This is a genomic window from Phytobacter diazotrophicus, assembly GCF_052061655.1.
Lineage (GTDB): Bacteria > Pseudomonadota > Gammaproteobacteria > Enterobacterales > Enterobacteriaceae > Phytobacter > Phytobacter diazotrophicus.
Window position 1 is genome coordinate 4,683,954 of sequence record NZ_CM125428.1, and the last position, 16,049, is coordinate 4,700,002.

General features: G+C 56.2%; 11 protein-coding genes. 5 read left to right on the forward strand and 6 right to left on the reverse strand.

The genetic code is table 11. The features are described 5' to 3' along the window. Positions 1–184: 184 nt before the first annotated feature. Positions 185–1,465, forward strand: a complete 1,281-nt coding sequence (hemL, locus tag ACS0RQ_RS22800; RefSeq protein WP_271848851.1) for a glutamate-1-semialdehyde 2,1-aminomutase — start codon at positions 185–187, stop codon at positions 1,463–1,465. Between the two features lie 149 nt (positions 1,466–1,614). Here the strand turns inward: hemL and fhuB are convergent, their stop codons facing one another. The 6 genes from fhuB to hrpB form a co-directional block, all read right to left on the reverse strand. Then, on the reverse strand, positions 1,615–3,597 hold the full coding sequence (gene fhuB, locus ACS0RQ_RS22805) for a Fe(3+)-hydroxamate ABC transporter permease FhuB (protein WP_271848850.1): 1,983 nt from the start codon (positions 3,595–3,597) through the stop codon (positions 1,615–1,617). Continuing rightward, a complete protein-coding gene (gene fhuD / locus ACS0RQ_RS22810; protein ID WP_039078418.1) occupies positions 3,594–4,484 on the reverse strand; it encodes a Fe(3+)-hydroxamate ABC transporter substrate-binding protein FhuD in 891 nt (296 codons plus the stop codon). The genes fhuB and fhuD overlap by 4 nt, the downstream gene beginning before the upstream one ends. Continuing rightward, positions 4,484–5,281 carry a Fe3+-hydroxamate ABC transporter ATP-binding protein FhuC gene (gene fhuC, locus ACS0RQ_RS22815; RefSeq protein ID WP_039078417.1) on the reverse strand — a complete coding sequence of 266 codons (798 nt, stop codon included), beginning with the start codon at positions 5,279–5,281 and terminating at the stop codon, positions 4,484–4,486. The genes fhuD and fhuC overlap by 1 nt, the downstream gene beginning before the upstream one ends. 47 nt (positions 5,282–5,328) lie before the next feature. Next, positions 5,329–7,578, reverse strand: a complete 2,250-nt coding sequence (fhuA, locus tag ACS0RQ_RS22820; RefSeq protein WP_079497227.1) for a ferrichrome porin FhuA — start codon at positions 7,576–7,578, stop codon at positions 5,329–5,331. 250 nt (positions 7,579–7,828) lie between these two features. Next, the gene (gene mrcB / locus ACS0RQ_RS22825) at positions 7,829–10,372 is read right to left on the reverse strand and encodes a bifunctional glycosyl transferase/transpeptidase (RefSeq protein WP_271848849.1); all 2,544 of its coding nucleotides are present in this window, start codon (positions 10,370–10,372) and stop codon (positions 7,829–7,831) included. A 179-nt stretch (positions 10,373–10,551) separates the two neighbouring features. Beyond that, complete coding sequence (gene hrpB / locus ACS0RQ_RS22830; protein WP_271848848.1) at positions 10,552–12,981, reverse strand: ATP-dependent helicase HrpB; 2,430 nt, start codon at positions 12,979–12,981, stop codon at positions 10,552–10,554. Between the two features lie 136 nt (positions 12,982–13,117). On the opposite strand from hrpB, the gene thpR reads away from it, so the two are divergent. The 4 genes from thpR (at position 13,118) to gluQRS (ending at position 16,024) form a co-directional block, all read left to right on the forward strand. After that, positions 13,118–13,648, forward strand: a complete 531-nt coding sequence (gene thpR / locus ACS0RQ_RS22835) for an RNA 2',3'-cyclic phosphodiesterase (protein ID WP_039078413.1) — start codon at positions 13,118–13,120, stop codon at positions 13,646–13,648. Positions 13,649–13,660: 12 nt separating this feature from the next. Further along, the gene (gene sfsA, locus ACS0RQ_RS22840; protein ID WP_271848847.1) at positions 13,661–14,365 is read left to right on the forward strand and encodes a DNA/RNA nuclease SfsA; all 705 of its coding nucleotides are present in this window, start codon (positions 13,661–13,663) and stop codon (positions 14,363–14,365) included. 180 nt (positions 14,366–14,545) lie between these two features. Continuing rightward, positions 14,546–15,001, forward strand: coding sequence for an RNA polymerase-binding protein DksA (gene dksA, locus ACS0RQ_RS22845; RefSeq protein ID WP_001155227.1), 456 nt, complete (start codon positions 14,546–14,548; stop codon positions 14,999–15,001). Between the two features lie 126 nt (positions 15,002–15,127). After that, positions 15,128–16,024, forward strand: a complete 897-nt coding sequence (gene gluQRS, locus ACS0RQ_RS22850) for a tRNA glutamyl-Q(34) synthetase GluQRS (RefSeq protein WP_271848846.1) — start codon at positions 15,128–15,130, stop codon at positions 16,022–16,024. Positions 16,025–16,049 lie beyond the last annotated feature (25 nt).

Consider the following 16,049-nt stretch of genomic DNA (forward strand, 5'->3'; position numbering starts at 1 on the left):
CCATTCATACTGCGATCTGGGCAAATAATAACCCGATCATTTTGGCTATTATCTATTACCCTGGTTATTCGTTCAAGTATTCTCCCTCTGGGGTGGCTATCCTTTCCGTGCGCAATACTTTTATCCTCTTCGAGGAATCCCTTAGAATAACCCCCATTGTTTTTAACAAACCAGGAACGATTTCATGAGTAAGTCAGAAAACCTCTACAGCGCCGCACGCGGACTTATCCCCGGCGGCGTTAACTCGCCGGTACGCGCCTTCACCGGCGTAGGAGGCACGCCGCTGTTTATTGAGCGCGCTGACGGCGCTTACCTCTACGACGCCGATGGCAAAGCTTACATTGATTACGTCGGCTCCTGGGGTCCGATGGTGCTGGGTCACAACCATCCGGCTATTCGCAATGCGGTAATTGAAGCCGCCCAGCGCGGTCTGAGTTTTGGTGCGCCGACCGAGATGGAAGTGAAAATGGCCGAACTGGTGACTCAACTGGTACCGACCATGGATATGGTGCGTATGGTGAACTCCGGTACCGAAGCCACCATGAGTGCGATTCGTCTGGCTCGCGGTTTTACCGGTCGCGACAAAATCATCAAATTTGAAGGCTGCTACCACGGTCACGCAGACTGCCTGCTGGTCAAAGCGGGATCCGGCGCACTGACGCTGGGCCAGCCAAACTCTCCGGGCGTGCCGGCGGATTTCGCCAAACATACTCTGACCTGCACCTATAACGATCTGTCGAGCGTCCGCGACGCTTTCGAGCAATATCCGCAGGATATCGCCTGTATCATCGTTGAGCCGGTCGCAGGTAACATGAACTGTATTCCGCCGAAAGATGACTTCCTGCCGGGCCTGCGCGCGCTCTGTGATGAGTTTGGCGCGTTGCTGATTATCGACGAAGTGATGACCGGCTTCCGCGTCGCGCTGGCGGGGGCGCAATCTTACTATGACGTCACGCCGGACCTGACTTGCCTGGGTAAAATCATCGGTGGCGGGATGCCGGTGGGCGCATTTGGTGGCCGCCGCGACATTATGGAAGCCCTCGCGCCGACAGGCCCGGTCTATCAGGCCGGTACGCTTTCTGGCAACCCCATTGCCATGGCCGCTGGTTATGCCTGCCTGACCGAAGTGTCGCAAGTGGGCGTGCATGAAACTCTCAATGATCTGACGGCATTGCTGGCGGATGGCTTGATTGATGCGGCGCGCGGCCAGGGTATTCCACTGGTGGTCAACCACGTAGGCGGCATGTTCGGTCTGTTCTTTACCGATGCGCCGGAAGTCACCTGTTATCAGGATGTGGTGGCCTGCGATGTGGAACGCTTTAAGCGCTTCTTCCATCTGATGCTTGAAGAGGGTGTCTATTTTGCGCCGTCAGCCTTCGAAGCAGGTTTTATGTCAATCGCGCATAGCGAAGAAGATATCCGCAATACGGTTGATGCAGCACGCCGCGTGTTTGCGAAACTGTAATCCCTGACGAAACAGGTGTCGCCTTGCGTGGCACCTGTTCAGTCAGAATCATAGCCCGGAGAAGGCGCTTGCGCCGTCACCCGGGACACGCCCTGGTGGCGCAACGCTTACCGGGGCTACTAATTAGGGCCGCACCGACGATCCACCGCTTATCGGCTCTGCTTTCTCAGCAAATAGATAAAATACGGCGCGCCGATAAAGGTCGACAGCAGTCCTGCCGGGACCTGATAGGGAAACATCATCATCCGCCCGCACCAGTCGGCAAACACCAACAGAAGCCCCCCCGTCAGCGCAGACATAACGATATGCGGCATGGTACGGCGAAAACCCATCATACGCGCGATATGCGGTGCCATCAGGCCGATAAAACTCAGCGGGCCAATGGTCATCGTTGCGGTTGCCGTTAACGCCGCCGCCAGCAGCAACAACCCAATACGTGATGTGGTCAACGCCATCCCCACCGAACGCGCCGTATCACCGCCCAGCGGCAATACCGTCAGCCAGCGACGACATAACGGCACCAGCGCCAGGAGCACGACCATCATCAGCCCCGTACGCATCACCTGCTCAAAGGTCGCGTGATAGGTCGAACCGGAAATCCACGTCAGGATCTTCGCCATACGCGGATCGCCGCTTGCCTGCAACATCATCAACAGCATGGTGAACGCGGTACTGAGCGCCATCCCGGCCAGTAGCATACGGTGCGGCGAAAAGCCCCCGCGACCGGCGGCAATCAGAATGATCAGCAGCGTAATGGCCGCACCGAGACTGCCGGCTGGCATCAGCCAGCCAAACGCATTCCCCGGCACGAAGAACAGCATGACCACAACACCGAAGGCCGCTCCGGAGCTGATCCCCAGCACTTCCGGGCTTGCCATCGGGTTCCCCGTCAGGCGCTGAATAATACACCCGGCTACCGCCAGCATGATCCCGGCGGTCAGCGCGGCGATAATCCGCGGCAAACGCCACTGCATTAGATCGTCGAGCATCGTACCGCTAATCCAGCGCCAGCTTTCCGCGTCGCGTCCGAACGAAAGAGCCACCAGTACGCCCAGTAGCAATACAACCAGCCCGGCCAGCGCAAACCATTGCACGTTCTGCCGTTCCGTGGGGACATTGTCCCCGACATCCATCGAAGGCGCGCTCATGCTGCGCAAACGCGGCAGCAGCCACAGTAACAGCGGCGCACCAATCAGCGCCGTCATAGATCCTGTGGAGACCTCTCTCCATACGCGGGCGAGCCACAGGATAAGCTGGTCAGATAGCCAAAGAATCAGGGCGCCAATCAGGGGGGCGAGCATCAGACGCGCCAACAGACGCCGCGCACCGAGCATTTTCGCCAACAAAGGTGCAAACAGGCCGATAAAGCCGATAATCCCGACCGCATTCACCAGCAGTGCGCTGAGTACGATCGCAAGCGTAAGCGCGGCCAGACGCGCCATTGATAACGCGAGACCAAGATTGCGGGCAACGCCATCATCCAGCCCCATCAGCGTTAATGGTCGCAGCAACAGCAGGGTGAGCACCACGCCGCCGATCAGCTGCGGCCACAGGCGCTGCACGCCGCTCCAGTCGGTCTGGGTAAGCGTACCGGTGCTCCACAGGAACATACTTTGCAGCGCATCGTGGTGGAAAATCACCAACAACTGGTTGACCGCCCCGCAGTAGAGGCTCACCACCAGCCCTGCCAGAATGAGCGTCACCGGAGAAAGCCGTTTGCCCCAGGCAACCCCAAACACCAGCGCGCCAACCACACAGGCGCCGGCCAGCGCGGCAAACTGCGTGGTTAACGCGCCCGGAAGCGCCCAGAGCGTGACGACGGTGATGCCCAGTTGCGCGCCGGTAGAAACCCCGAGCGTTGTAGGTTCTGCCAGCGGGTTACGTAAGACCTGCTGGAACAGTACCCCCACCAGCCCCAGGCCAGCCCCGACTAACAGCGAAATCACCAGTCGTGGCAGCAGGCTGTAATGGAACAGCATCTGTTCAATCACATCAACGTTGGGCGAAAAGATAGCCTGTCCCCACTGTACGCGGGGAAGCGCGGCATTTAAATTCAGCCAGGTTAGCCAGGCGCCAGCAATGAATAACACTGCCAGTAGCAGGCCCGGCAGTAACGCAAACGGTCTTCTCATGCTTTGCCCCCGAGTGCGTTATCCAGAACACGCACAAAGTGCATGGCAGAGAGCGTCGCGCCATAGAACCAGACGGCAGGTACGCGCTGGAATCGGCCCGCGCGAACAAATGGCATCGCCTGCCACAGCGGAGTCGCCATCAACTTACGCATATCAGCATCATTACCGTGGTCAAAACAGAGAACATCGACGTCTTTATACATCGCCAGGCGATCAATCCCCACGGCGGTGCTCCCCCAGAACGAGGTTTCCCCCTGCCAGGCGTTTTGAATACCAAACTCATCCAGGACTTCCTGGAACAGGCAGTTGCGAGTAAAGACCAGCATGTGGCGTGCATCCAGCAGCGTCATCATCAGCAACGGGCGTTCGCCACGCGGTCTGAAGTGCGGTTTTCTGTCGGCAATAAAGCTATCGAAGGTATCCAGATGCGCTTTCGCCGCCGCTTCCATATGGAACAGCTGTGCCATCTCGTTGAGGGATTTTCTTGCCGTCGCCAGCGGTTTCTTACCGTCGCTAAAATTGAACCCCTGCCCCGGCGCGATTCTCGCCAGTACATCGGCAGAGGGGCCATAGCCGGCAGACCAGACCAGGAAAGAAGGTTTCATCTGCGTAAGCAGTTCCAGATTGGGCTCCGTGCGCAGCCCAACGTCAATCACTCCGGCGGGGAGCGCAGGTTCATTCACCCACAGGTTGTAATTGGGAATATCGGCAATGCCGTAAGGTTTAATCCCCAGCGCCAGCAGCAGTTCGACCGGCAGCCACTCCAGACCGACAATCCGCTGCGTGTCGATTTCCGCGGCCTGCGCGCTGCGCATCTGCCACAGCAAAGGAGAGAGCGCCATCATCGTCAACAGGCGACGACGGCTAATCAGGTTCAGGCCATCCATCAATAGACAAAGCTCACCGGGGCAGCACCTGACGGGTGAGGAAGAATCCCCATCGGGATACCGTAAATTTGTTCGAGAGTCTCCGCACGCATGAGTGTATCCGGGGTCCCCTGGGCAATCATTTCACCGCCGCGTAATGCAACAAGGTAATCGCAATAGCGCGCCGCCATATTGATATCGTGTAACACGGCAATTACCGTCAGCCCGCGCTGCTGGCTTAAACGATGCACCAGCGCCAGCACGTCCACCTGATGAGCGATATCCAGTGCCGAGGTCGGTTCATCCAGTAGCAGACAACGGCTATCCTGTGCCACCAGCATGGCAATCCATGCACGCTGACGTTCGCCGCCGGACAGACTATCAACCAGACGATGCGCCAGTGGTTTGAGTCCAACCAGCGCTATCGCCTCTTCCACTTTCTCTCTGTCAGCCACGCCAAAACGGCCCAGCGCGCCATGCCACGGATACCGACCAATCGCCACCAGTTCACGTACCGTCATACCTTCTGCCTGCGGCAACTGCTGCGGCAGATAGGCCACCTTACGGGCAAAGGATTTACTGCTCCAACTTGCCAGCGGCTGTCCGTCAAGCAGAACATCTCCCTGCGAAGGCGGTTGATGACGCCCCAGCATTTTAAGCAGTGTGGATTTCCCTGAACCGTTATGCCCGATAAGGCCAGTGACTTTGCCAACCGGAAAGGTCAGAGAAAGGGGATGCAGCAGCGTGCGGCCAGGCACACTGAATGTGACGTCGGTGAGTTGAAACGTGGTATCGGGAAGCGCGTTGTTTTCCTGCATGAGTGCCAACTTTTAAAAGGGCACGGCGAACCGTGCCCGAAGAGAGATTAGAAGCGGAAGGTTGCTGTCGCCACCACCTGGCGCTCAGCCCCCCAGAAGCAACCATAGGTATTAAAGCAGCTTGCGACGTACTCGCGATCGAACAGGTTATTCACATGTAACGCCACATTCGAGCCCGCCAGGCCTACACGCGCCAGATCGTAACGCACCAGTGCGTCAACTAACGTGTAGCTTCCCACTTTGAAAGAGTTCGCCGGGTCGCCCTGGCTGGAACCGGTAAAGCGAGCGCCGGTACCCAGCGTCAAACCAGAGAGCGCGCCATCAAAGATGGTGTAATCGCCCCACAGAGATGCCATGTGTTTTGGCACCTGGGCAGGGGTGTTGCCTTTGTAGTTGGTATCGGTAGTGTACTCAGCGTCGGTATAGGTATAAGAACCGACCACATTGATGCTGGCAGAGAGTGCCGCTTTCGCTTCAAGCTCAACGCCGCGCGCACGGATTTCGCCGCCTTCAACCGAGTAGAAAGATCCTGCCGGATCGCCCATCAGGTTGTTGGTTTTGGTCAACTGATACACTGCACCGGTCAGCACAATAGGACGATCTTTCGGTACGTATTTCACGCCCGCTTCGTACTGCTTACCTTTAGACGGTGCGAAAATCTTGCCATTCTGGCCCGTCGTGGATGCCGGTTCGAAGGATTCGCTATAGCTAAAGTACGGTGTTACACCATTGTCGAACAGGTAGTTAACACCGCCGCGCCAGGTGAATTGCTTATCGTCACGGGTGGTTTGTATGCCCGTGGTACGGGTCAAGGTTTCCTGCTTCGCCCAGTCATAACGCCCCCCGAGGGTGACCAGCACTTTGTCCCACTGCGCCTGATCCTGCGCATACACACCGGTCTGTTTCTGTTTATTCAGCACTTGATAAGGACCGGAGTTAGTCAGGTCTTTGGTGCCGAAATCGAAATCAGAAGAGACAGGGTTGTAGAGATCCAGCAACGGAACAGAGTTGTCATAACCGAACCAGGAGTCGATATCATTACGCATACGCATAAAATCAACGCCAGTCAGCAGGGTATGATCTACATCGCCAGTGGCGAATTTGCTCTGCAACTGAGTATCCACAGTGAACGTCTGCAGACGTTCGCTATCAACGACGTATTTACGTGCCAGATAGTGGCCTTTATCCGCTGCAGAGAGCGCATTACAGCTAGCGTTAAAACCGTTGGCTGAATCTGAGCAGACGCCGTAACCATAGACGCTATTCTGCGCGACTTTGTTTTCCGCGTAACGCAGGTTCTGGCGCAGCGTGAAGGTATCGTTAAAGCCATGTTCGAAGCTGTAACCCACCATTTTCTCATTACGGGAATAGGTGTTGTTCTTCGCACCTTCGTTGAAGTCGGTCGGCAGACGGGAGCCATTTGGCAACGGCTGAACGGTCCCCTCTTTCGGTAACCAGCCGTAGTAACCCGTATCCGGTTCGTTCTGGAAATAAGAGAGGAATGTGAAGTTCGTTTTGTCATCAGGACGCCAACTGAAAGACGGCGCAATGGTGTAGCGCTGCTCTTTTGCCCCTTCCTGTTGGGCGTTAGCGGAGCGCGCCAGACCGGTCAAACGATAAGAATAAACGCCGTCGTCATCCAGCGCGTCGCTAAAATCAAAACCTGTCTGGTACAGGTTATCGGTGCCCATCTTGAACTGCACTTCATACAGCGGCGTCGTTGTCGGACGTTTGCTGACCATGTTCAGTAACCCACCTGGGCTGCTCTTACCGTACAGCACAGAAGCCGGGCCGCGCAGGATTTCAGCACGTTCGAGCATGTAAGGATCAATCACCGCGTCGTTGTAGAAGTTGCCCTGCATCTTCATACCGTCGAGGTAGTTATTCTGGCTCTGACCATCTGCGGCAAAACCACGAATGACAAGATAGTCATAGGTGTTGGATGCGCCACGCGTCCCCACGGCGACACCCGGTGTGTAACTCAGCGCTTCCTTCACGGACTTAGGCTGATGCAGGGCCATCTCTTCGCTGGTTACCACGGAGATCGACTGCGGGGTCTTTTCTATCGGGGTATCGGTTTTGGTCCCCGTCGCAGAGTGGCGCGCGGCAATCGTCGCCGCCGGGCCCCAGGCATTTTCCTGCCCCGCCGTGCTGCTGGAGGTTACGGTAACGGTTTCTTCAGGTTGGGTCGTTGCAGCCTGTGCATAGACAGACATGCCGCTAACCGCTGTGGCTACAACTACTGCGAGTTTACGCAGTGAGGTGTTGACTGGCTGAGCAGTTTTTAGACGCGCCATTGTTTGTTCTCTGACAATGAGTGAATGATAACGTAAACGATAATTATTATTATGACGGCAGCATAATATGCGAAGCGCCGACCGCATAGCAAGCGCTAAGCGGCCCTGCGCGGTATGAGGGATTAATAAACAACCAGCTAAAAAGGATGGCGTTAAGAAGGAATTAAAAAGGATTTAAAACGAGGTTAAAGAGATGTTCCAGGCATGCCAAAATCAAAAACCCCCAGCCGGGCGACTGGGGGTTTGAGCATTAGTTACTACCGAACATATCTTTAATCCAGCCTGCGACACCATCGCTCTTCTCTTGCTGCTGCGGTGGCTGTTGCTGAGGCTGCTGCTGTTGCGGCGGCGGGGTTGACTGATCGAACGGATTACCCTGCTGCGGTTGCTGCATCATCGGATTTTGCTGACACAGCGTTTCCGGGCTGGTCGTCCAGACCGGCAGTGAACGCACACCGCCACCGCCGCAAATGAAGTTCCCCATATCATCCACGCTCATGGTGGTGATATCTTCCGGCGGCGTCAGATCCAGCGGAATTGGCGACTGGTTTGCCAGATAGCGTTGATAGATAGCCATCGCCCCGCTCGCACCATACAGCTTGGTCGGCTGATTATTATCACGCCCAACCCAGGTAATCGTCACTTCACGCCCGTCAATCCCGGCAAACCAGGTATCGACGTTGTTGTTGGTGGTACCGGTTTTTCCTGCCAGATGCAGCCCCGGATATTTCGCGCCGAGCTGGCGCCCGGTACCGCGCTGAATAACCTGTTGCATGGTCCACAGGGTCAAATAGGCCGCTTGTGCAGGCACCGCACGCTCAGACTGCGGATAACTCTGGTACAGCACCGTACCATCCTCTGCAATGACTGAACGCAGTGCAGACAACGTTGCACGGTTACCGCCGCTGGCGATGGTCTGGAACGCTTGCGCGACTTCAATCGGCGTCAGGTTGAGCGCCCCCAACAGCATAGACGGGTTAGCCGTTAACTGATCTTTAGGCGCACCTAATTTCAACCAGGTATCGGTCACCGCAGGCAGCCCCATAGCCATCCCGAGGTTAACTGTCGGCACGTTCATAGAGCGCGTTAACGCATCCACCAGCATCACCTGACCGCTAAAACGGTGGTCGTCGTTCTGCGGTGCCCAGACCTGACCATTGGACAGACGCAGTGAAATCGGCGCATCGGCAATGGAGGTATTCAGACGGAATTTATCCGGCTGGCTTAGCGCTGTCAGGTAGGTCGCCGGTTTTGCCAGCGAGCCGATAGAGCGGCGCGCCTGCATCGCACGGTTATAGCCCGCAAATTGCGGCGTCGCCCCGCCGACCATTGCACGGACTTCGCCACTGAAGCGATCCACAACCACCATCGCGGTTTCCAGGTCGTCCAGCTTACGCTGCTTGATCAAGGCCGGAATACCTTCCACCGCCGCTTTTTCTGCCGCGTCCTGCGCAACAGAATCAAAGGTGGTGAAAATCTTCACGCCCGACAAGTCCTTCACTTTGTCATCGCCGAGTTTAGCCTGAAGCTCCTGACGGACCATCTGCATAAACGCAGGCTGCGGCGAAATTACGCCACCGCGCGGCTGCACGCCAAGCGGACGGGCGCTGAGCATGTCGTAAAGCTCCTGGTCAATCACCTTCTGCTCTTGCATCAGGCGCAGGACAAGGTTACGTCGCTCCAGGGCCAGTTTTGGGTTACGCCACGGGTTGTAGATTGACGCCCCTTTCACCATACCGACCAACATCGCCTGCTGGTCGAGACTCAGCTCTTCCACCGGACGGCCAAAATAGTAAAGGCTTGCCAACGGGAAACCACGGATTTCGTTATCACCGCTCTGCCCGAGGTACACTTCGTTCATGTACAGTTCAAGGATACGATCCTTGCTGTAACGGGCATCGACGATCAGCGCCATATAGGCTTCGTTAGCCTTACGCCAGTAGGAGCGCTCGCTGCTCAGGAACAGGTTTTTTACCAGTTGCTGGGTCAGCGTACTCGCCCCCTGCACCGTACGTCCGGCGGTCAGGTTCGCCAGCACCGCACGGCCAATCGAGTAAAAACTGATACCATCATGCTCGTAGAAATGGCGGTCTTCGGTCGCCAGCAGCGTATCCACCAGCAGATCCGGGAAGCCACTGCGCGGGACAAACAGACGCTGTTCGCCGTTAGGCGAGGAAAGCATGGTGATCAAACGCGGATCGAGACGGAAGAAACCGAACTGACGGTTGCTGTCCATGTTCTCAATGCTATCGAGTCGGTCGCCATCAAACGTCAGACGTGCCCTGACCTGCCCTTCTTTGCTGTCAGGGAAGTCAAACGGGCGGCGGATCATCTCAATGCTTTTCGCCTGCACGGTAAACTCGCCAGGACGCGTCATCTTCGTCACCTGACGGTACTGTGTGGCTTCCAGCAGTTTGACCATCTCGTTTTTGCTGATGGGCATATCCGGCTCAAGGTTGACCATACGGCCATAGACGGCAGCCGGCAGTTGCCACACTTTGCCATCGATACGGCTGCGGATCTTCTGATCCAGGTACACGCCATAAATGGCCAGCAGCACCGCACCCACGATACAAATTTTCAACAGCAGCCAGAACCAACGGCGCTTACCGCGAGGTTTACCGCCTTTACCTTTCCCTTTCCCTTTGCGCGGCGCTGAGTCCTGCTCATCGCCATCATCATCTTCGTAATCGTCGTATTCCTCTTCTCTGACTCGACGACGACTTACTTTCTCTTTTGCCGGACGTGAAGGTCTGCTCTTACGTCCAATTGGCTCGCGGTCATTCCCCGCCATGCTCTCTCTCCGCAACATTCAGGCGCAAGGGCCTGATTCTCAGTTCTTCCGCCTCCAGGCAGAAGAAGAAATCTCTCAAAATAAACAGCAGATTTTCTCGTTGAGAAAATCTTTAGTGTCTGCACCCTCTCCCTGTGGGAGAGGGCTGGGGTGAGGGCATCACTCTGCCCCGCCCATAATTACGAATACTTTTTCGTGCGCCGCGTTGGTGCGGCATTTGCCGGATCGTCTGGCCAGACATGTTTCGGGTAACGCCCTTTCATCTCTTTTTGCACTTCACGGTAGGCGCCCTGCCAGAACGCCGCTAAATCGCGCGTAATCTGCAGCGGACGCTGAGCCGGGGAAAGCAGTTCCAGTACCAGCGCAATGCGCCCCTGAGCGATAACAGGCGTTGTGGCCTCACCAAACATCTCCTGCATACGCACCGCCAGAGCAGGCGGATTATCCTCATGATAACGAATGGCAATCCGACTTCCCGTCGGCACAGTGTAATGCCCAGGCAGTTCACTATCCAGACGTTGACGCAAAGGCCAGGGTAAGAAAGCTTTTAATGCTTCGCCCACATCCAGCGCTTTCAACGCGCGAAGCGAATGTACGCCCCCCATTTGCGGTAACAACCAGCTTTCCAGAGAAGCCAGCAGCGAAGCGTCATCCACCGCAGGCCATGCCTCTTCCGGCAGCCATTTCGCCGCGCAATGTAAACGCAGACGAAGCTGTTTCGCCTCCGGCGTCCAGTTAAGGACATCCAGCCCTTTATCGCGAATGCCGTTAAGCATCGCCTGGTGTAGTTCTTCTTCCGGAAGCTTCGCCAGCGGCTGAACCTTCACCGTCAATTGACCAATCCGGCTACGGCGAAACGCCTTTAAGGTTCCCAGCGCTTCATCCCATTCCACAGAGTCAGACGGCTCAACAATGTGCGGACAGGCTGCCATTAACCGATCAATATCCAGCGGCAGCGCCAGCAAAATGCGGGCATCCGGCGACTGGCTCCCTTGTAACAGCAGTGGCGCGAGCAGCCATTCATGGCGATTAAGCGCGTCATCTGCGTCAAGCATTGCGCCCATTCCGTTTGCCAGCTGATAACGCCCATCCTGCCCACGCCTGCGCGCAATGCGGTCGGCAAAAGCGCTGGCGAGCAACGGTGCCAACAGATCGCTATCCGGCTCCCCTTCCGCACTTTTCAACCGCCGGATCAACTGTCGGGCACGCTGCTGCCACTGGGGCTGATTGCGGGAAAAGGCAACACTCAAATCGGTATTACCGCCGCGCGGCGGCTCTTCAAGGATGGCAGCCAGCTTCGCCGCCGTTGCCACCTCATTCGCACCGCTGGCGCTCGCTAACATCGCGGCCAGGCGCGGATCGTTACCCAGCGATGCCATTTTCTTCCCGAACGCAGAGAGGCGATCGCCTTCCAGCGCCCGCAGTTGCGTCAACAACCGCTTCGCTGCGGCAAGGTTAGTCGCTGGCGGTAAATCCAGCCAGGTAAGCTGCACGGGATCCTGGCATCCCCACTGTAACAGCTCCATCAACAGGCCAGACAAATCGCTTTGCAAAATCTCTGGCTCGCTCTGTGCCGCCGCCCTTTCGGCCTGTTCTTTGCCGATCAAATGCAAACAGATACCCGGCTCAAGGCGCCCGGCACGTCCGGCACGCTGCGTCATCGATGCCTGGCTCACGCGCTGAGTAACAAGCCGTGTTAGCCCTGTTCGCGAATCGAAACGGGCCACCCGCTCCTGGGCGCTGTCCACTACCAGGCGAATGCCTTCGATGGTCAGGCTGGTCTCGGCGATATTGGTCGCCAGCACCACCTTTCGTTGCCCGGCAGGCGGCGGAAGAATGGCTTTGCGTTGTTCATTGAGCGACAACGCCCCATACAGCGGACAGAGCAATACATCGTCAGCGACCCGGCTGGACAGTTGTTCCTGCACACGCTGGATCTCCCCTACTCCCGGCAAAAACAGTAACAACGACCCCGATTGTGAACGCAGCAAATCGGCTGTCGCCACCGCGACCGCCTCGTCAAAGCGCTGATGGCTGTTTAAGGCCTGATAACGCCGCTCGACCGGGTGCATACGTCCCTCGGAAACAATTAGCGGCGCATCCGGCAACAGGGTCTGCAGGCGGCTGTTATCAAGGGTGGCTGACATGACCAGCAGTTTCAGGTCGTCACGCAGTCCCTGCTGGACATCCAGCAATAGCGCCAGCGCCAGATCGGCCTGCAGGCTACGTTCGTGGAATTCATCAAGGATCACCAGACCAACGCCGTTCAGCTCGGGATCGTGCTGGATCATTCGCGTCAGGATCCCCTCAGTCACCACTTCCAGACGCGTATTCGGCCCAACACAGGTTTGGGCTCTCATCCGGTAGCCGACCGTGTCACCAGGCTGCTCATTAAGCAGTTCCGCCAGCCGTTGCGCCACGTTACGGGCAGCCAGCCTGCGCGGTTCAAGCAGTAAAATACGCCCGTCAATACCGCCCTGCTGCAACAATTGCAGCGGCAGCCAGGTTGACTTCCCCGCGCCAGTCGGGGCAGTTAACAGTACCTGGGGAGCGTGTTGTAACGCATTGAGAAGGTCGGGCAATACGGCAGCAACCGGCAGTGAGGACACTCAAGGCTCCAGAGGATTCACATTGATAAGGACGGGGCCAATTGTACATGAACTACGGCGCTTTGGAGCGCCGAAGGATTTGCGAGCATCCGCCTGCCATTGTAGCATCGCGACAAATCCTAACTGAGTGCCTGCCATGTCTGAATCGAAAAGGCTGTTTTTTGCCATCGAATTGCCCGACGCCACCCGACAGGAGGTGGTGCGCTGGCGGGCGGAACATTTCCCGCAGGATGCCGGACGACCGGTTGCGGCAGCAAACTTACATCTGACACTGGCGTTTTTGGGGGAAGTGAGCGCGGAAAAACAACGGGCGCTGGAAACGCTGGCCGGGCGCATTCGTCAGCCAGGCTTTACGTTACAACTCGATGATGCCGGGCAATGGTTGCGTTCGCGCGTCGTCTGGCTTGGCTGTCGCCAGTCGCCACGCGGGCTGTTGCAACTGGCGGATATGCTGCGCGCTCAGGCTGCACGCAGCGGATGCTGGCAAAGTCCGACGCCGTTTCATCCTCATATCACACTGCTGCGCGATGCCAGTCACGCGGTCACGATACCGCCGCCGGGTTTTCACTGGACTTTTCCTGTAACAGAATTTGTCTTATATGAATCGCAGTTTGCCGGAGGACGTCTGCGCTACACGGCGTTAAACCGCTGGACGCTAAAAACATAAAAAGGATATGTCATGGAATTTTCTCCGCCCCTTAGATCCGCCACGCTTATTCAGCGCTATAAGCGGTTTCTTGCCGATGTGATCACGCCAGAAGGCGAAACATTGACAATCCATTGTCCCAATACCGGCGCAATGACCGGTTGCGCCACGCCTGGCGACACGGTTTGGTATTCCACATCAGAAAATACTAAACGCAAATATCCGCATACATGGGAATTAACGCAAACCCAACAGGGCACTTTTATTTGCGTTAATACGCTTCGCGCTAATACGTTAACGAAAGAAGCAATACAGCAAAACCGTTTGCCAGGACTGTCGGGTTACAGTGCACTGAAAAGTGAAGTGAAATATGGTGCCGAAGGCAGCAGAATTGATTTTCTGTTACAGGCGGATGGCCGACGCAACTGCTATATTGAAGTGAAATCAGTAACGCTCGCCGAGCGGGAATGCGGTTTTTTCCCTGATGCAGTTACGCTACGCGGACAAAAGCATCTGCGTGAGTTAATGAGCGTAGCGGCCAGCGGCGACCGCGCCGTTATTCTGTTTGCCGTGCTGCATTCAGCCGTTGAACATTTTTCTCCAGCGCGCCATATTGATGAGAAATACGCACGATTGTTAAAGGAAGCACAAGGTCAGGGAGTAGAAATTCTGGCGGTAAAAGCGGAACTTTCTGCTACAAATATGACTCTGAGATTGCCGCTGCCTTTCACGATATAGGGCAGTGATTGACTAAATTGACTAATAAGTGTTCTGGTCGCGTGCGCAAATACGCTTTTCCTCACAGGCTTGTCAAGTGTTACGTTTAGATATTTGCCATCCGGAAAAGCATCTGCTATTTATAGCGGCCTGATTTTCCCCCAACACGGGGATCGATAGTGCGTGTTAAGGAGAAGCAACATGCAAGAAGGGCAAAACCGTAAAACATCGTCCCTGAGTATTCTCGCCATCGCTGGGGTGGAGCCGTATCAAGAGAAACCGGGCGAAGAGTATATGAATGAAGCCCAGCTGGCGCACTTCAGGCGTATTCTTGAAGCGTGGCGTAATCAACTCAGGGATGAAGTCGATCGCACCGTCACCCATATGCAGGATGAAGCAGCTAACTTCCCGGACCCGGTAGACCGTGCCGCACAGGAAGAAGAGTTCAGCCTCGAACTGCGTAACCGTGACCGCGAGCGTAAACTGATCAAAAAGATCGAGAAAACGCTGAAAAAAGTTGAAGACGAAGATTTCGGCTACTGCGAATCTTGCGGTGTTGAAATCGGCATTCGCCGCCTGGAAGCGCGTCCGACCGCTGACCTGTGCATCGATTGCAAAACACTGGCGGAAATTCGCGAAAAACAGATGGCGGGTTAATTCGCCTCTGACCGACAGCCGGTCAACCCCTCAGACGGCGCAGCGCTGATTCCAGCCTGCGCCTTCAAATCAGGCTGTGCTATAGTCGGGGAAAATTTCCCGTATTGTCGGCGTTTTCCTGTCTTTATGTCTGACTCTCACTATATTGGGCGCTTTGCGCCGTCACCGTCCGGTGAACTCCATTTTGGCTCACTCATTGCTGCACTTGGCAGCTACCTGCAGGCGCGCGCGCAGCAGGGTATCTGGCGAGTGCGTATCGAAGATATTGATCCCCCGCGTGAAGTTCCCGGTGCCGCAGACACCATCTTGCGCCAGCTTGAGCATTACGGCCTGCACTGGAATGGCGATGTACTCTGGCAATCACAACGTCATGAGGCCTACCGCGACGCACTGGCCTGGCTTCATGCGCGTGGGCTGAGTTACTACTGTACCTGTACGCGGGCGCGCATTCAGAGCGTGGGCGGCACCTATGACGGCCACTGCCGTAGCGCTAACAATGGCCCGGAAAATGCGGCTGTACGTCTGGTACAGCAACATCCGGTGCTCCATTTTCACGACAGGTTGCGCGGCGAACTGTATGCGGATGAAAAACTGGCGCGCGAGGATTTTATTATCCACCGCCGGGATGGCCTGTTTGCCTATAACCTCGCCGTCGTGGTTGATGACCATTTTCAGGGCATCACGGAAATTGTGCGCGGCGCAGATTTAATTGAACCCACGGTCAGGCAAATTTCGCTCTACCAACAATTTGGCTGGCTAGTGCCACAGTATGTCCATCTGCCGCTGGCGCTCAATGCGCAAGGGAATAAACTCTCCAAGCAAAACCATGCGCCAGCCTTGCCCGCTGGCGATCCTCGCCCCATAATAATCAGGGCGTTACAATTCTTAAACCAGAGCGCAACAAATGAGTGGCAGGATCTCAGCGTCGATGATTTGTTGAAAAATGCGGTGGCGAACTGGACGCTCGCTAACGTGCCCATTGCAGTGGATGTGAATACGGCATTCTCAAACGCCTCGCGCTGAGCTATGATTAGCCGCTATTTTTTTG